General features: G+C 55.4%; 17 protein-coding genes and 1 riboswitch. Of the genes, 5 read left to right on the top strand and 12 right to left on the bottom strand.

Translation table 11 applies throughout. The features are described 5' to 3' along the window. Positions 1–84: 84 nt before the first annotated feature. The 5 genes from dnaA to SMC3_RS05665 all read left to right on the top strand — a co-directional run bounded on the left by dnaA (position 85) and on the right by SMC3_RS05665 (position 5,009). Positions 85–1,425 (top strand): chromosomal replication initiator protein DnaA, encoded by a 1,341-nt coding sequence (gene dnaA / locus SMC3_RS05685; protein ID WP_119089922.1) that lies wholly within the window; start codon positions 85–87, stop codon positions 1,423–1,425. Between the two features lie 186 nt (positions 1,426–1,611). After that, complete coding sequence (gene dnaN, locus SMC3_RS05680; RefSeq protein ID WP_119087802.1) at positions 1,612–2,691, top strand: DNA polymerase III subunit beta; 1,080 nt, start codon at positions 1,612–1,614, stop codon at positions 2,689–2,691. An 18-nt stretch (positions 2,692–2,709) separates the two neighbouring features. Next, positions 2,710–3,777, top strand: coding sequence for a DNA replication/repair protein RecF (gene recF, locus SMC3_RS05675; RefSeq protein ID WP_119087801.1), 1,068 nt, complete (start codon positions 2,710–2,712; stop codon positions 3,775–3,777). 17 nt (positions 3,778–3,794) lie between these two features. Beyond that, a complete protein-coding gene (locus SMC3_RS05670; protein WP_126851557.1) occupies positions 3,795–4,355 on the top strand; it encodes a DUF721 domain-containing protein in 561 nt (186 codons plus the stop codon). Positions 4,356–4,607: 252 nt separating this feature from the next. Continuing rightward, positions 4,608–5,009, top strand: coding sequence for a methylglyoxal synthase (locus tag SMC3_RS05665; RefSeq protein WP_119087799.1), 402 nt, complete (start codon positions 4,608–4,610; stop codon positions 5,007–5,009). A gap of 6 nt (positions 5,010–5,015) precedes the next feature. Here SMC3_RS05665 and SMC3_RS05660 read toward each other — a convergent pair whose 3' ends face one another. The 12 genes from SMC3_RS05660 to SMC3_RS05605 form a co-directional block, all read right to left on the bottom strand. After that, positions 5,016–5,471 carry a hypothetical protein gene (locus tag SMC3_RS05660; protein WP_119087798.1) on the bottom strand — a complete coding sequence of 152 codons (456 nt, stop codon included), beginning with the start codon at positions 5,469–5,471 and terminating at the stop codon, positions 5,016–5,018. Between the two features lie 189 nt (positions 5,472–5,660). After that, complete coding sequence (locus SMC3_RS05655) at positions 5,661–6,959, bottom strand: S1C family serine protease (RefSeq protein ID WP_165846610.1); 1,299 nt, start codon at positions 6,957–6,959, stop codon at positions 5,661–5,663. A 209-nt stretch (positions 6,960–7,168) separates the two neighbouring features. Beyond that, complete coding sequence (locus SMC3_RS05650; RefSeq protein WP_119087796.1) at positions 7,169–7,813, bottom strand: HAD family hydrolase; 645 nt, start codon at positions 7,811–7,813, stop codon at positions 7,169–7,171. Further along, positions 7,806–8,453: a thiamine phosphate synthase gene (gene thiE, locus SMC3_RS05645; protein WP_119087795.1), complete on the bottom strand. Its 648-nt coding sequence runs from the start codon at positions 8,451–8,453 to the stop codon at positions 7,806–7,808. Before thiE ends, SMC3_RS05650 begins: the two co-directional genes overlap by 8 nt. Continuing rightward, entirely contained in the window at positions 8,443–9,261 is an 819-nt protein-coding gene (thiM, locus tag SMC3_RS05640) for a hydroxyethylthiazole kinase (protein ID WP_119087794.1), read from the bottom strand. Before thiM ends, thiE begins: the two co-directional genes overlap by 11 nt. A 23-nt stretch (positions 9,262–9,284) precedes the next feature. After that, entirely contained in the window at positions 9,285–10,499 is a 1,215-nt protein-coding gene (gene cytX, locus SMC3_RS05635) for a putative hydroxymethylpyrimidine transporter CytX (RefSeq protein ID WP_119087793.1), read from the bottom strand. Next, complete coding sequence (gene thiD, locus SMC3_RS05630; protein ID WP_119087792.1) at positions 10,492–11,298, bottom strand: bifunctional hydroxymethylpyrimidine kinase/phosphomethylpyrimidine kinase; 807 nt, start codon at positions 11,296–11,298, stop codon at positions 10,492–10,494. Before thiD ends, cytX begins: the two co-directional genes overlap by 8 nt. Before the next feature lie 52 nt (positions 11,299–11,350). Then, a riboswitch (TPP riboswitch) is annotated at positions 11,351–11,450 on the bottom strand. Positions 11,451–11,517: 67 nt separating this feature from the next. After that, entirely contained in the window at positions 11,518–13,077 is a 1,560-nt protein-coding gene (locus tag SMC3_RS05625; protein WP_119087791.1) for an MBL fold metallo-hydrolase, read from the bottom strand. Positions 13,078–13,115: 38 nt separating this feature from the next. Then, positions 13,116–13,949 carry a 5'/3'-nucleotidase SurE gene (surE, locus tag SMC3_RS05620; protein WP_119087790.1) on the bottom strand — a complete coding sequence of 278 codons (834 nt, stop codon included), beginning with the start codon at positions 13,947–13,949 and terminating at the stop codon, positions 13,116–13,118. Between the two features lie 9 nt (positions 13,950–13,958). After that, on the bottom strand, positions 13,959–14,642 hold the full coding sequence (locus SMC3_RS05615) for a rhomboid family intramembrane serine protease (RefSeq protein WP_119087789.1): 684 nt from the start codon (positions 14,640–14,642) through the stop codon (positions 13,959–13,961). Positions 14,643–14,645: 3 nt separating this feature from the next. Continuing rightward, the gene (locus SMC3_RS05610; protein WP_119087788.1) at positions 14,646–15,452 is read right to left on the bottom strand and encodes an S-methyl-5'-thioadenosine phosphorylase; all 807 of its coding nucleotides are present in this window, start codon (positions 15,450–15,452) and stop codon (positions 14,646–14,648) included. A 77-nt stretch (positions 15,453–15,529) separates the two neighbouring features. Next, on the bottom strand, positions 15,530–16,162 hold the full coding sequence (locus SMC3_RS05605) for a TIGR01906 family membrane protein (RefSeq protein WP_119087787.1): 633 nt from the start codon (positions 16,160–16,162) through the stop codon (positions 15,530–15,532).

Below are 16,162 nucleotides of genomic sequence, written 5' to 3'. Positions count from 1 at the left end.
ATGCGTATGTACGGCCCACGCCGTGGCTTGGTTTTTCTCTGGTCATGGCTTGGTCACTTAGCGCGAGAGCAAAGGGAGCAGAAAATGGAAGAACAACGGTCGGATTCCTGGCAGCACCTGCTCGACATCTTCAGTAAACAACTCGCGCGCCCGACGTTCGAGATGTGGTTCAAGAATGCGACAACGCTCCATGAAGACGACGCTTCGCTCACTATTGGCGTCCCCAGCGAGTTTGCGAGGGACTGGATTGTCAGCAGGTACTATGACGTTATCAAGGAAACGATCGACGCGATCAAAGGTAAACCGACCACCATCGCGGTGGAAGTTGTGCAACAGCCACCAGAAGAGATTCCGACCGAACCCGGCATGCTCCAGCACAACAATACGTTGATCCTTAACAGGCGCTACAACTTCGAGAACTTCGTCGTCGGCGCAGGGAACCGCCTTGCCTTCGCGGCATCCAACGCCGTTGCAGGCAACCCGGGCAACGTCTACAATCCTCTCTACATCTATGGCGGAGTCGGGTTGGGCAAGACCCACCTTCTCCAGGGTATTGCACATCAGATCCTGACACAGGCCCCGGACAAGAAGATCGTCTACACGACCGGCGAAAAGTTTACGAACGAGGTGGTCAGTTCCATCCAGAATGCACGGAACAACAACTCCGTCATCGAGAACTTCCACAAAGAAACACGCGGGGCAGACATCCTGCTCATCGACGACATCCAGTTTCTGGCAGGCAAGGAACGCACGCAGGAGGAGTTCTTCCACATCTTCAACGCGTTGTACGACGCCCACAAACAGATCGTCATCACCTCCGACGTCCTGCCCAAGGAGATCGCCACCCTGGAGGAACGCCTCACCTCGCGCTTCGAGTGGGGCCTCATCGCGGACATCAGCCGCCCCGACTACGAGACCAAGGTTGCCATCCTCAAGAAGAAGGCTGAGCTGGACAAGATCGACGTTCCACCGGAAGTGCTGGAGTACATCGCCGCAAACATCGGGAGCAACATCCGCGAGCTCGAAGGCGCACTCATGCGCGTCCTTGCAACAGCTTCGCTCACCAACGAGGAGGTCACTCTCCCTTTCACCGAGGAGACACTCAAGGATATCATCCCGGTTATCAACAAGCCAATCACCATCGACGCCATCATGCAGTCCGTCTCGTCCTACTTTCACATCTCGGTTGCCGACCTCCAGGCCAAGAGACGCAGTCAGGATATCGCGATGCCGAGGCAGATTGCCATGTATCTGAGCCGGGACCTGACCGAAGCCTCTCTGCCGTATATTGGCGAGAAGTTCGGCGGGCGCGACCACACGACGGTCATCTACGCCTGTCAGAAAATCCAGCAGGAATTGAAGAACGACGACACACTGAGAGCACTGCTCGACAGCTTGGTAAAGCAGTTGAAGAGAGGTGTGTAACCTGTGGAGAGTTATCCCAACTGTTCCGGATGTGCACAGTGTTGATAACCCGCACAAGTTATCCACAGCTGTGTCCACAGGCGCCGAAAGCCTTGCAACTATCTCCACAGAACATACCAACACTACCAAGCGCCTTATATTGATGATTATGATTAAGAGAGTTTTTTCATACTAAAAGGAGGAAGGATGAAACTCACGACAAAAGCTGAAGGTTTGAGCAAGAAACTGGCACAGCACGCCAAGGTCATCCAGCAGAAAAGCTCGACCTTCACGTCGGATGCTGTCCTCCTTTCTGCGGACGGCACGACGCTTCAATTGACGAGCACTGACCTGACGACATATCTGGTAAATGCCGAACCGGCTGAAGTCACAGAAGCTGGACGCGCCCTGGTTCCCTTCAAGTTTTTAAAAGATATTGTTTCAGCCTTGTCTGGCGAACTCATGATTGAAGGAGACGACAAGAAACTCCAGATATCATCCGGCAAGGCGCACTATGATCTGGCATGCTATCAGATGGATACATTTCCAAGCATCCCGGAGATCAAGGAAGGTAGGGAGTATCAGTTCAGCCTGAATGAATATTCCAGTGCCATCGACCGTGTTCTTCCCTGTGTAGAACATAATGAGAAACGTCGCCTCGAGTTTCAGGGAATCCTGCTTGAGCAGACAAAAGACTATTTCCGATTTGTCGCGACGGATTCACGGCGCCTCGGATATGTCCAGTTTGACTTCAAGCGTGAACCGCTGCGGGCGATTGTTCCAACAAAGGTTTTCGAATCGTTCAAGCCGGCGGGTGACGTTCATTGTGTTATTACCGAAGACGAGTGTCTGTTTTCGTCTGGTGATACGCAGATTATCTCTCTTCTCATTGGCGCCGAGTTTCCCAACTACAACGACATCGTGCCTCGTGAGTGGGAATATACCGTGAATGTCAAGAAGTCAGAACTGCTGGACGCATTGCGCCGGGTCGGTGCCGTCGTTTTTGGCGGGACAGATGTCATCACACTTTCATTCAAGGAAGGGCGGTTGACTGTTCAGGGCACGGCCCAGGATCAGGGCAATGCCAGTGATGAGCTGGGTTATGAGGGAGAAGCCGGTGGTCTTTCTGTTTCGTTCTTTGGAACAAAACTCCTGGACGGCATTTCCTCCGTCGGTACCGAGAATGCGGAACTGCATATGAATAGTGCTGTTCATCCGGTGGTTATCAAGGACCAGGGGAAGGAAGATTTCCTGTACCTTGTCATGCCACACAAGCAGATGGAGTAGTCGCCCCCTCGGAAGGCAATGTATCTAGAATCGCTTTGGGTACAGGGATTCAGGGCGCTGGCTGAACAGCGTATCGACATCACTGCACCCATTACTGCTGTCGAAGGCAGCAACGGCGCCGGCAAGACGACGCTCCTCGACGCCGTGCATTTTCTGGCCTCTGGAAAATCATGCCTGAGTCTGACAAATGCAGAGCTTATTAGGGACGGGGAATCCTATTTTGTCGTCGGCGGCAGGTATCGGACGCGTGACCCGGTCGCCGGGGGGTCGGTCAGTCATGCGGTGCAGGCCATGTTCACGACGGAGGGGCGCAAGGAACTTCGTATCGACGGTACTGTCTATCATGGGTTTATCCGTCTTATCGGTGGGCTTCGCGTGGCCCAGTTCAACTTCAGTTCGCTGTTTCTGGTCAAGGGCATGCCCTCGGTGAGACGCCAATATATCAATCTCCTGATCGCGTCGTGTGATCGCACCTACCTGGAAGCACTCTCTGCATACTCGACCGTCATGACACGCAAGAACGCCCTGCTGCGGCAGTCGGGCTCTGGCGTCGTCGACGCGCCCCTGCTGGATCTGTTCGACGAGCAGATCGTTGCTCTGACAACCACCATTTGTGCAAAGAGGCGATCGGCTCTCGCCGCCGTGGGTCTGGCGATGACACGCCTGATTGCCGACGGGTTGTTTGAACCGCTAGCGGATGTGTCTATTCTCTATGATCCCCGGCCCATTTCCGCCGAATCCATCCGTGCTATCCGGGGCCAGGAACTGGCGCGGCATGCGTGTCTGGCCGGGTGTCACCTCGACGATTTTGTCCTGCTCCGAGGAAAAAAGCAGTTGCGGGACTCGGCGTCACTGGGCGAAGCGAAGCTGGTGGCACTGCTGCTTATCTTTGCAGGTGCCGAATATATACGGATGGTCACGGGAGAATACCCGGTGCTCCTGCTGGACGATCTGGAAGGCGATATCGACATGCCGAACCTTGATCGGCTGGTTCATCTCCTGGCGAGGTTCGAACAGGTCTTTATCACAACCTTTGATGTTGCGCGTCTTGGAGGCGGACTGAACGCTACGTCCGTACGGCTGTGAGAAGAAACGATAACAGTATGGAGCGCATCGGAGAGGTTATCGACGAGATGCGGCGTACCGGTCGCCTCGACAAGGGCATCAAGGTTCAGTCACTGGGAGAGGTCTGGCCCGCGGTCCAGTCTCTGTGGAGTGAGCGTACCATCGGCGCGTACATCGCCGGTAACTCTCATCCGGCCCAATTCAAAAATGGAACGCTGACGATTCTCTGTGCCAATTCATCCATCATGCAGGTCTTGTCTGAGCAGAAAATTCTCATTATAGAACGCTTGAATGCTCACATGGGTGGCAAGCTCGTCACAGATCTGTCCTTTGGCCTCGACAACGTCCACGAGATCCGCATCCATCGGCCGCAGATCACGTCTTCTGTTGCCCCGGAGGACCCGGACTCTCTGGCTGCCACGATTCAGCTGTCTCCGGAGCAGGAAGCGAGAGCCGAAAAAGCAGTGCAGGTCATTCAAAACCCTGCCCTGCGACTTTCGTTTCTGCATGCCTACGAGGCCTGGCTGCGCTGGGACATCTGGCGACACCAGGAACAGCAGAAACGCCGGACGAACCGGGCGACGTCAAGGAAGTACTGACACTATCCACAGGCACTGTGGATAACTTTTCGAGATGCAGACGCGTTGTCCACAGAGGGTTTGACGTCATCGCAGGTTCCATAGGGGCCTGTGGACTGCTGTGCAACGAGAACCCGGCATCAATATTATAGTTGAGACTTATCCGGAATTGTGTTCCACAGATATTCACAACATCCTGTGGATAACCTGAACTGCGAAGGACGCCTGAAAACAGCCTTGTTGATTCACACTCTTGTATGGTAGAATGGACACATGAGAACAAAAGTTGCATTGATCGCGCATGACCGCAAGAAGCCCGAGATGATCGCACTGTGCAGGGATTTCCAGGAGATGCTGGCTCAGGAGGAGCTGGTTGCCACAAAGAGCACAGGTGGCCTCATCGGAGAATTGACCGGCCTTCACGTCACCAAGGTGAATTCGGGAGAGAAAGGAGGGGACCTCCAGATTGGTTCGATGATCGCCTCCGACGAAATCAAGGCAGTCGTCTTCCTCAGGGACCCTCTGACCGCACATCCTCATGAGCCGGACATCAACGCCGTGCTCAAGATCTGTGATGTCAATAACGTCCCCCTCGCCACTAACATCGCGACGGCAAGGCTGGTTCTCGGACACCTCAAGGAGTTGCAGAGCATCGAAGAGTCACCTGCAACGTAGGTTCTTCTACAGCAAGAGTAGACTGGCGAGCATCGTTTCCAGCGTCCGGCTCTCCTGCCACCACTCCTTGCGCTGGAGTGTCTCGAGACGAACGGTCCATCGGTGTCCTGCGTCCTCTGCGACCAGAACCCGATAGACGAACGAGCCATCGCGCGCAGAGAATGTCAGCGCTTCCACAGGCGGACCGTCAGGGTGTGCTTGGCCGTCTGCATCGACCCTTCCCTTTCTCAGCGTTCCCGGTTCACGCAAGGCGTCTTCCGGCAAGCCGTTGCGGAGACGCTCAGACACTTCGTCCAGCGGCGAGCTGGACTCGTCGTACGTGACCTGCAAGGCGACACGTGGGTCCGTGGGATTGGATGCCCGCAGCCCTGCCTGTTCGTCCAGTTCCATGACGGTCCAGTCTACAGGACAGTCGAGTGCGACATGAAGGTCGGGTCGTACCAGATGTGTCGTGTCACTCATGAGCCCATGCCCTGAGGTTCTGTGTCGTTGTCATCCATTCCTCCGTCTCGGCAGATTCGGATGCACTCACCTGCATCCATGTACAGGATTGCCCCCTTTTTATTGTTGACAAGATGGGCACGACATGAGAAGACCCCGGCACAATGTGCCGGGGTCTCTCCTTCAAGGCTGAGCAAGTACTGGAGTCTACTAGCCGAGAGCTTTCAGGACCACGGAGAACGTCTTGGTCGTGCCGCCCCGGTCAGCGACGACCTGGACCGTGTCACCGACGTTCTTGGAACGAATGTAGCTCAGGACTTCGTCGATCGTGGTCATCGATTTGTCGTCGATCGTGGTGATAACATCCCCGGCCTTGAGCCCAGCAGCCTCTGCACCGGACCCGGACGTGATCTGGACGATGTAGACGCCCTGGGAGGCCTTGACGTTGTACTGCTGAGCAATAGAGGTCGTGAGCGTGGCTCCCTGGATACCCAGAGCCGGCCACGTGATCTTGCCATCCTTGATGATGGCGTTATACACCTTTTTTGCTGTATTGATGGAGACCGAGAATCCGAGGCCTTGTGCGTCCTGGTAGATCATCGTGTTCATGCCGACGACGCGGCCGGACAGGTCGACCAGGGGTCCTCCTGAGTTGCCGGGGTTGATGGCCGCATCAGTTTGAACAACACCGACGAGGTTCTCAGTCGCTGACGCCTGAACGTTTCGCTCGAGGGCCGAGATAACGCCGGTCGTGACCGTCTGGCTCAGGCCGTAGGGGTTGCCGATGGCAATGACCTTTTGGCCAACGGCAAGCGTGGACGAATCGCCGAGCTGTACCGTTGGGAGGTTGGTTCCGCTGATCTTCACCACGGCGACGTCGCTGGTGGTGTCCGTGCCCACGACTTTTCCGCTGAACTCACGGCCGTCTTTGAGCATGACGGTGATTTTGGTGGCATTCTCCACGACGTGGTTGTTGGTCAGCACGTAACCGTCAGAAGTGATGATGAAGCCTGAGCCGAGGCCTTCCTGCGTTCCGGACGAGAAGCCGAACGGGTTCTGGCTGACCGAGGTGATGTTGATCTGGACCACGGCAGGGGAAGCGATCTTGACAGCGTTCTCGATGGCCTGTTCTTCGGTCGTAACGATAGTCGTGCCGGAACCGGATGTACCTACTGGGTACGTAGCCGATACCGTGCGTGCCCAGGGGAACGTCCCCGGGTTGGACATGACGACATAGTTGCCCAGAATTCCACCCAGGACGCTGCCGAGCAGCAAGCCGATGATGAGTCCCCATACCAGGAACACGCGGCCGGAATTCGAACGCCGGGCGGGTTGAGGCTGGGGCGAAGGGGTGCTATACCCCTGAACCGTCGGGGGGAAGTGCCCCTCGGATTGAGAAAAAGTCGTCGGGGGAGTCTCGGGGGGGACGTAGCCCTCCACGGTGTTTGATGTGTCCGGATATTCAGTCTCTTCAGCATCTGGCTTGATGAAACCATTCTCGTCGATCATATCGTGCCTCCTCACCTGTAACAGGTGTTTACTTGTCATATACATCTGTATATACGCAACTATGCCTGATTTCGTTACAGAGAGTGTGAGGAAATCGCCACAAGAAGCGAAGCACTGCTTCAACTGTGGAGGTGGCTATTTTCTCAATGCCTATGCACATCGGTTGGCCTAAAAGGCCAGCCGATTTCTCACCGGCTCTGGAGGCGCTGTTAGGGAAGCACTTCTGCAAAGCTATAAATATACTGTTTTGATAACTTTTGGATCTGCGCCTGCTCATGCTCTGAATATCTGTCATATATGCCGTATGCGCGCATGCCCGCTGATACGACCCCCTGAATACCGGCCAAGACATCTTCAAAGGCAATACAGTCACAAGGGGGAACACCCAATTTTTTGGCTGCCAGCAGATAAATATCAGGGCTTCCTTTCCCGTGGACAACTTCATCAGTGGAAGCAAACGCGTCGAACAAGACATAAATGCCATTGTTTTTCAATACAGGCTCATAAAGTACCTTTGGCAACGCGGTAGCTACGCCAAGTTTGATCCCCTGTCTCTTTAAAAAGAGGAGATATTCTTTTGCATAAGGTTTTAATGGGACATGATGACCGTATTCGTCAATGGCCATCTGGTTCAATTCTTTGATGATATCTTCTGCCCTCTCTTTTAGGCCAAAGAGGGAGATCGTATATTCTGCAGCTTCTTTAAAACTCTTTGCGGAAATTTCACTGATATATCCCTCTGGTACGGATAAATGGCGTTTTGCCAGAAAATCGATGTCGATATCCTCCCATACTCCCATGGAATCGATCAGTGTCCCGTCCAAGTCAAAGATCGCCGCTCTAAAATCAAGCATCCTCCTCTCCTTTTGTCCGTGAAAACGATGCTTTTAACTGTTTTGCCGCCTCGGTAATGTCCTTCGCGGCAATCAGCGCGGAAACGACAGCGATCCCATCGATCCCCGTGTTCGCGAAGGACGGTATGGTCGTGAGGTTGATCCCGCCGATGACAACGATCGGCAAAGATACGGCGGATCTTATGCCCCTTAATTCGTTTATTGTCACTAGTTCAGCATCGGTTTTTGTCCCTGTGGCGAACATGGCACCGACGCCAAGATAATCCGCGCCGTCCTTTTTCGCCTTCACGGCTTCGGCTACAGAAGAGACGGAAACGCCAAGGATCTTGATCTTCCCGATGATCTGGCGGACGATCCCGGCTGGCAGATCACTTTGCCCGATATGCACACCAGTGGTGTCGACCGCCAGGGCTATGTCGACCCGGTCGTTGATGATCAGCGGAATATGGTGGCTGTCGGTCAGTCGTTTGATGGTTACCGCCATTTGATAAAACTCCAGCGAGGAGGCTGTTTTCTCCCGCAGCTGAATAAGTGTGCTCCCGCCTTCTATTGCTTGTTCGACTGCCTGTTCCAGCGTTGGCGTGCTCATCAGATCGCGGTCTGTTACAAGGTAGAGGCTGTAATCGATCTCAGGCTTCATGGATTTTCGCTCTCTTCACAAGGGTTTCGGCGTTCAGTTTGCTGATTTCATCAACGATGGCCACGTGAAAGCTGCCATTTCCCTTGTCGCCGGCGCTTTCTGCTGCAAGCTCGCCCGCAATGCCCATGGAGAGGATGCCTCCTGTCGCTGCGATGAGGAAGTCGGTAGCAGCTCCACAAAAAGCGCCCACCAAGGAGGTACACATGCATCCCGTTCCTGTCACACTGGAAAGCAGATTTGTCCCGTTTTCGATGTAAACCGTACGTTTTCCGTCCGATACGATATCCGTTGCGCCCGTGATCGCCGCTACGCAACCGAACTGTTTTGCCACTTTCTCCGCAGTGTTCCGCCCGATTTCCTTTTCGCTTTTCTGGTCGGCTTCAGAGGCGTCAACGCCCCTTGTGGTGACTTGGAGCCCCGCAACAAAACGGATCTCGGACATGTTCCCGCGCAAAACGGCTATGTTTATTTCTTTCAACAGTCTTTCGATCGTCCGGTTCCGTAGCTCTGATGCACCTGCGCCCACGGGGTCGAGAATGACAGGGATGTTGAGTTCGTTGGCTTTTTTCCCGGCAGCAAACATTGATGCCGCCGTCCTGCTGTTCAATGTCCCGATATTCAACACCAGCGCCGAAGAAATAGCAGTAATGGCTTCCACCTCGTCAATGTCGTCTGCCATGATCGGGGAAGCACCGATGGCAAGCACGATGTTCGCACAGTCGTTGACCGTCACATAGTTGGTGATATGGTGGACCAGCGGTTTTTTTTCGCGGACGGCTCTGAGATTTTCTACGATGTCCTGAATCATGTTCACGCTCCTGGTCTGAATTGTTAACATTTTTGTGCGTTTCGATCCTTCAACACGCTCCGAAAAACGATGTAGACCACTGCCGTCAATAGCATCGACGGCACTGTCGATCCAGCAGGAAGATCCAGCTTCATAAAGAAATAATAGGTTGCTGTACCTATAACGGCTGAAAGAATGCCAGGGACGTTGAAGGTGGTTGTCGAACGGTCAGCGCGAAAAACAAAATAGTCGAGAAGCACCACTGCAAAGGCCGGTGCAAAAATCGAGCCGATCGCGTACAGGAAATTTTCATACTGCTCCATGGGGAAAAACAGTGCTATCAACGTTCCCAACGCCGATATCAGAAGAATCAGCAGCCTCTTTGATATCTTCGGAGCGATGTTCAGGATAGACATGACTGCCGAATAAACGTCCAGATAGGTCGTCGTTACCGTCGAGAGCACCACCACAAGCAGTCCAGCGACGCCGATGCTCAGATGCAGGATGATAGTAGCAATATCGGACGATCCGGTAAACAGGACAGCAGTAAGCCCGGTAATGTACATAAAGGAACTGGCTATGAAATAACCAGAAAAACTCCCCCAGAAACTTGCTTTTGCACTGTTTGCCCACATGGTGTAGTCCGAAATTATCGGCAGCCAGGTCAGCGGCATAACGATACTCATTTCCAGTGCTGCGCCGACCGAAAGCGTTGTGGCGGCGCTCCTCGTGCCCGGCGACGAAACCATGCCCCGACCGCCGATCACTAGTCCCAGGATCAGCAGGCAAAGCACAAAAAGTAGAATGACTGCAGCGCTGTTGAGGGCATTGCCACCCTTATCGACAACAAAAACCCAAACCGCGACAATGGCACCAACGATCACCACAAACAACGCGAAGCCCGTGAAGCCGGCAAGTTTTGATGTGATGGCACTGATCGAATTGGCGCACTGGATGAGCATAATTGCTGTCCATCCTATCAGCTGGATAATGTTAGCCGCAGAAATCAGGTAGGAGCCGTATCGGCCAAATGCCATGCGGCTGGCGATCAGTGCGGGCTTCTTCTCCCGAAATCCGATCAGGCCAGTCAGCGACAGGAGCAGGCAGCCGATGAGATGCCCCGCCAGGATCAGGAGTATCCCCCTGAGCAGCCCTAATGGCGCGAACAAGCCGCCAGTCATGATTTCTGCAAGCGAAATGGCTGCTCCTGCCCAGAGGTTGAAAAGGCTGAACGTGCCGAGTTTTTTGTTGTTATGCATCGGAAATGCCCGCTGCTTTGTAAAGGTCGTAAAAATGGTGGGTCGGCCCACAGCCTTTTCCTATGGCAAGCGAATGCCGAATCGCTGTTGTAGTATACTCTTTTGCCCGTTTCACTGCCTCTTCCAACGGAAGACCCAGCGCAAGGTTAGAAGCAATTGCAGAGGAATACGTGCATCCGGTGCCGTGCGTGTTTTTGGTGTTGATGCGTTCTGCGCTGAAGTGATAGAACCTTTCGCCGTCGTACAGGATGTCCAGTGCGTCGCCGGTGGCATGGCCGCCCTTGACCAGGACATTTTTTGCTCCCAGCTCATAAATGCACTTTGCCGCTCGCTCCATATCTCCGGCGGAGGTTATCTGAAATCCCGCGATTTTTTCGGCCTCCGGGATATTGGGAGTAAGGACATCTGCGAGCGGGAGTATGATGTGAATAAGCGTGTCGACGGCATTCGGGTCCATGAGGGGACAGCCATTTTTGGCAACCATCACGGGGTCGATCACGATATGCTGCGGTCTGTATTCCCTGAGCTTGCGCTCTACAGCTTCCATGCAGCAAGAGTGCGACAGCATGCCCACCTTCACAGCATCCACTCCGATATCTTCAAAAACCGCGTCGATCTGCTTTTCGATCAGTTCGGGGATGATATCCTGCATGTCTATGACACGAAACGTATTCTCCGCAACCACCGAGACAATCACGCTCATGCCGTAAACGCCATGAGCTGCGAAGGTTTTGAGATCGGCCTGGATACCGGCGCCGCCACTGCAATCCGAACCAGCGATAGTCAGAACTTTTTTCATGGCTCTCTCCTTACATAACAAAAAAGGCACCTGCCAAGTTCAGCGGGGCCTTTTATCACGTTAATTCGCTTCCCTACGACAGTGTGAACTGACAGGTTCAAAGGGTCAGGTTTTAACCTTCTCAACTCCGAAGAGTTCCCCCGCAATTGCTTTACTATTTCATAGTATCACGTTACACCATGATATCAATTGCTCCCGTGATGAGCCTCTAGCCGAAGCTCAACTGTGGAGCGGGGCCATCTGACCGTTAGCAAGAAGTGTCACCAGGCTCCCGAATTGCTCAGCATACCGTTCCGGATGTTCCGTATGAATGGGGTAGACATGCGTGGGAGCAAGCCGCTCGACGATGCGAAAGAGGTCTTCCTGCGGAGCATGCCCTGAGGCGTGGATATGCACGGAGTCCATGCCGGTGAGGTCCAGCCAGCGGGCGAGACGCTCCTGACTCCATGACATCTCTTCGTTGAATGCTTCCGCCGAGGAGTGGATGTACAGGGAACCTCGTGAGGGGTGCAGGTCACACAGCTCCTGAACGTCCCAGTAGCCCAGCGAAAGCAGATAGTCCGACTGATGTGCAACAACCTCGGCGGCCCTGACGATACGTGGACATGACCCGTTCAGGACGTCCACTACAGCGTCACGCCGATCCTTTGGATCCACGGAGTCTGGGTCGCTGCCGGCGAACCGCAGAAGGGTCGACCGGGCCCAGTCCTGTTTGATGTCGCCCTTGTCATAGGTACCGCTGCCTGCGCGCTTGACGTACAGGACGAGCTCCGGATCTGCCAGGTCGATGGTGGGATAGCCGGCTTCCTGCGCCAGCCGGACGATGTAGGCGTCACGTGGGAGGATGGCCAGCCTGCGTCCTGTGGCATGGGCGACGCGCTGAAAGGTCATGAGGCGGTCCAAGTCTTTCATACCGAAGTCTGCCATGACCAGCCCCGAGGCCCCATGAATCTCCTCGAGTGCTTTCGCCTCGACGCCCTGCTCGGACCAGAACGCGAAGCGGCGGCGGAATGCCGTGTCATGATCTGACGAGCCTTCATTCGAACGAAGGTTGGTCCCTTCGATCAGGACGGCATCAGGGTGGGCTGCGGCGAGACCCTCAATGCTGCTCTCCGTGACATGACCCATGCGGCCGTGGAACCGGAGGTCCCCCGTGTACACCAGCTTCCCTCCGTCATACTCGATGAGATAGGCGCATGCGCCGGGGATACTGTGGTCGACCGGAAAGGGTGTCACCTGGCAGTCGGGAAACTGCATGGGCCCGGCCAGGTCGACAATGCTGTGCTGGCCGTGTTTGTTGGCGCCCAGGTTGGGGCGCAGGATGAAATCGGTCACGCCGTTCTCTGGACCGGAGCTGAACTGTGTCTCCTCAACGGCCCGCAGAACGGCGGCCGTAACCGGTGTGGCATACAGCGGGATGGTCTCGTCCAGAAACGATATCGACCCAGTGTGGTCGACATGTGCGTGTGTAATGAAGCAGGCGTTGATGTGGTGGGGATCCGCCAGCTGTCTGGCCAGTTCAGGCTGCATCTCCTGAAGGAGTGCTGTGAGGTCGGAACGATAGAATCGCAGCTTCGGCAGCAGCCCTGTCGTCAGGTAGTCGGTGAGACCCGCCGATGTGCGCGGCGTAAGGAATTCCTCGAAGTATGCGCCCATGGTGGCATAGTTGAGCCCGAAATCGAACAGCAGACGCGTCGCATCAGGAGACGTGCTTGCCTCGAACAGAAGCTTGGTGCCGCCAATGGTGGTGGCGCCGTCGAGCATTGTAAACTGTGCCATGAAGTGGCCCTCCTTCGTGGTGCCAGTTATCGATGTGTCTACTGCGGGGCCGACGTGAGGCCGGCGAACGTGCCAAGTTGCTGCAGCCGCTCCAGGAGAACATAGTCCGTCAGGTCGATGCCCAGGGGCGTGATACTGATGTATCCGTCGGCTACGGCGGTCACATCGGTTCCTTCCTGCGGTATGGACGGGATGTCTCCCCCTATCCAGTAGATGGGGGCTCCAAACTGATCCACGCTGGCGGTGACACGATGCGCATAGCGGCGGCGTCCCTGAGGGACAACCCGGATTCCCTTGACCTCGGAAACCGGACAGTTGGGCGCGTTGACATTGAGGAACAGGCTCCCGTTGAGAGCGTGGCTGAAGCTCTTCGTGAGAGGCTGGTTGATCCCGATGAGTTCCGGGATGAGAGGGAGCATCTTCTGCAGGAACCAGGTGATGGGGCTGAAATCGAATCCAGGGCTTCCCGTCCGCGGGAATGCCGTGGAGAAGGCTACACTGGGGTACCCGGACAGAAACGCCTCATAGGCGCCCGATACTGTACCGGAGTAGGGCAGGTCGTCGCCAAGATTATCACCATGGTTGATACCGGAGAAGACAATGTCGACCTTCTCTTTCACCAGCATGTCGAGGGCCAGCATCATGCAATCAACGGGAGTTCCCGAGACCGACCATGCGTCGACGCCGGGGTGGACATAGTTTTCTACGCTGGTAATGCGTAGAGGTTTGTGCATGGTGAGGGAGTGCCCTTTGGCACTCTGGGGAGATGCAGGCGCGACGACTGATATCTTGTTTTCCGCAGGGATGGCCGCGACGAGAGCCTGGATCCCTTGCGCCCACAACCCATCGTCATTGGTAACCAGGATGTGCATGTGTCCCCCTTAGATCTCGTACTCTGTGCGGGTTCGTCCTCGTCTGCTGCTGATCCACGCAATCACAACACCAAAGAGGAAACCTCCCACGTGCGCCCATACAGCGACTCCCTGAGCTGCACCGAACGTACCCTCGAACAGCTGCATCAGGAACCAGATGCCGAGGAAGATCCAGGCAGGCAGACGCACGATGGTGATAAAAATGAAAAAGACCAGGGTCTGAATCTTGGCTTTGGGATACAGGAAGAAGTACGCTCCCATGACGGCGGCGATGGCACCGCTCGCCCCGATGGTAGGGACCTGGGAGGTGGGTCCGGAAAGCAGTTGGACCAGAGCGGCTACCACGCCGCCTGCCAGATAGAACAGCAGGTATTTGCTGTGGCCGAGATGATCCTCGATGTTGTTGCCAAAGATCCACAGGAACAGCATGTTGCCCAGAATATGGCCCCAGCTGCCGTGGATGAACATCGATGTCAGGATCGTCAGGAAATACGGGGCTATCGCCCATGATGGGGCCTTATAGCCCCCCGTCAGGACGCCGGGGACAAAGCCGAACTGGTAGTAGAAGTGGTTCAGGGCCGCTCCCCCGCCAAGAGACACTTCCCACAGCCACACGAGACCGTTGGCTAGGACTAGCAGGAACGTAACCAGAGGAAACGTGCGGGATGGCGTGTCGTCGCGGATTGGAAGCATGGGTTAGCCGATGCTGGCGCCGTCCAGGGCATGGAAGCAGGTGCAGTCTTCGTCGGGGCCGGGGATCTGTGGGATCATCTTCTCGATGATAGTCACAAGGTTCTTGAGATTGGCTGTGAAAGCCTTGATGACCGCTTCGTTGCTGACGGGGTCGACTGCTCCCTCTGCGACCAGCCCGGCGTCATAGTCCGTGATGACCGAGATATTGCAGTAGCACATCGCCTGCTCGCGGGCCAGGGCGACCTCGGGATACTGTGTCATGTTGACGGTGTGCCAGCCCATACGGGTGAACCAGTTGCTCTCGGCCTTGGTGGAGAACCGTGGTCCCTCGATGACGACACAGGTGCCTCCATCGTGCACCGGCAAGTCCAGGCTCCTGATGGTCGCGACTGCGATCCTGTTCAGGACGGGACAGTACGGATCGGCCGTGGAGACGTGGGTGACGACAGGCCCGTTGTAGAACGTCGTATCGGCGCGGCGTGTCCGGTCGATGAACTGGTCAGTGATGACGAGGTCACCCACCTTAATGTCCGGCTGCAGTGAACCGACGGCGGTAGGAGCGATGATGTACCGGACACCAAGAGACTTGAGAGCCCAGATGTTGGCACGGTAGTTGATCATGTGCGGTGGCAGCTGGTGGTGCTTGCCGTGGCGGGGCAGGAACGCGACCTTGCGGCCCGCGATCTCACCAAGTGAGATGAGGTCCGATGGCGCTCCATAGGGTGTTTCGACATTGATGTTCTCAGCGTTATCGAGCAGAGAGTAGAATCCGGAACCACCGATGATCCCGATTTCAGCACGTTGTTCCATGAGTGTCTCCTTTGTTATACACAGCAGGGGCTGTGCATGGCTGCTTACCTAAGGATTATATCAGCAATGAGCGATGGTTAAAGCCGGGGAGTGCGCCTGCGGCGTGACAGAATCATGAGGATCAGGGCAACAACGACGGTCGCACTGAGTGCGATGAAGAAGTAGCTCATGAAGTAATTTTCGGGGAACAGGCGGATGAGTCCAGAGTCTTCAGGGAGAAGCCAGAAGTTGTTCGAAAAGGCGAGCTCGTGGAAGGCGATGAACAGTGCATCAAAACCGATGGTGACCGAGATGGTGCCCAGAGCGGCAACGAGAGCGAGCACGGTGATGCCGGCTGCCTGGGCAACACGGCGAACGTCGCGCCCATTTCTGCGAAGGAGAATAATGAGGACAACTGTCAGCAGACATGAGACAAGCGCTGTCAGATAGACACCTTGGAAGATCGCCTGGACGTCGCCCATGTGTGCAAGCTCCAGGGGCGAGTAGAAAGCGTCGTTCGGCAGAGGTCTGCGGAACGCAAGATATTTGAGCAGGTCTGCCACACGGCGGGCGGCTTCAGCCACACCAAAGCGAGGCGCCGTGCCTCCCGTTGTGCCGACCATGAAAAGTACGAGTCTTTGGAGTGGCATAAAGTTGACGAGGAGTGAAAACGGCGTCAGCAGGACCGCCACTACTGCGGTGGCAGTGGCGAGGACGATAAGTGCCGGCAC

The sequence above is a fragment of the Candidatus Cryosericum hinesii genome (assembly GCF_003570985.1).
Taxonomy (GTDB): Bacteria; Caldisericota; Caldisericia; order Cryosericales; family Cryosericaceae; genus Cryosericum; species Cryosericum hinesii.
The sequence above is the reverse complement of the archived record's forward strand: the minus strand, read 5'-3'. Positions and strand labels throughout refer to the sequence as shown.

Coding starts and splice junctions, on each gene's coding strand:
- dnaA (WP_119089922.1), top strand. CDS start 85: ATGGAAGAACAACGGTCGGATTCCTGGCAGCACCTGCTCGACATCTTC.
- dnaN (WP_119087802.1), top strand. CDS start 1,612: ATGAAACTCACGACAAAAGCTGAAGGTTTGAGCAAGAAACTGGCACAG.
- recF (WP_119087801.1), top strand. CDS start 2,710: ATGTATCTAGAATCGCTTTGGGTACAGGGATTCAGGGCGCTGGCTGAA.
- SMC3_RS05670 (WP_126851557.1), top strand. CDS start 3,795: ATGGAGCGCATCGGAGAGGTTATCGACGAGATGCGGCGTACCGGTCGC.
- SMC3_RS05665 (WP_119087799.1), top strand. CDS start 4,608: ATGAGAACAAAAGTTGCATTGATCGCGCATGACCGCAAGAAGCCCGAG.
- SMC3_RS05660 (WP_119087798.1), bottom strand. CDS start 5,471: ATGAGTGACACGACACATCTGGTACGACCCGACCTTCATGTCGCACTC.
- SMC3_RS05655 (WP_165846610.1), bottom strand. CDS start 6,959: ATGATCGACGAGAATGGTTTCATCAAGCCAGATGCTGAAGAGACTGAA.
- SMC3_RS05650 (WP_119087796.1), bottom strand. CDS start 7,813: ATGCTTGATTTTAGAGCGGCGATCTTTGACTTGGACGGGACACTGATC.
- thiE (WP_119087795.1), bottom strand. CDS start 8,453: ATGAAGCCTGAGATCGATTACAGCCTCTACCTTGTAACAGACCGCGAT.
- thiM (WP_119087794.1), bottom strand. CDS start 9,261: ATGATTCAGGACATCGTAGAAAATCTCAGAGCCGTCCGCGAAAAAAAA.
- cytX (WP_119087793.1), bottom strand. CDS start 10,499: ATGCATAACAACAAAAAACTCGGCACGTTCAGCCTTTTCAACCTCTGG.
- thiD (WP_119087792.1), bottom strand. CDS start 11,298: ATGAAAAAAGTTCTGACTATCGCTGGTTCGGATTGCAGTGGCGGCGCC.
- SMC3_RS05625 (WP_119087791.1), bottom strand. CDS start 13,077: ATGGCACAGTTTACAATGCTCGACGGCGCCACCACCATTGGCGGCACC.
- surE (WP_119087790.1), bottom strand. CDS start 13,949: ATGCACATCCTGGTTACCAATGACGATGGGTTGTGGGCGCAAGGGATC.
- SMC3_RS05615 (WP_119087789.1), bottom strand. CDS start 14,642: ATGCTTCCAATCCGCGACGACACGCCATCCCGCACGTTTCCTCTGGTT.
- SMC3_RS05610 (WP_119087788.1), bottom strand. CDS start 15,452: ATGGAACAACGTGCTGAAATCGGGATCATCGGTGGTTCCGGATTCTAC.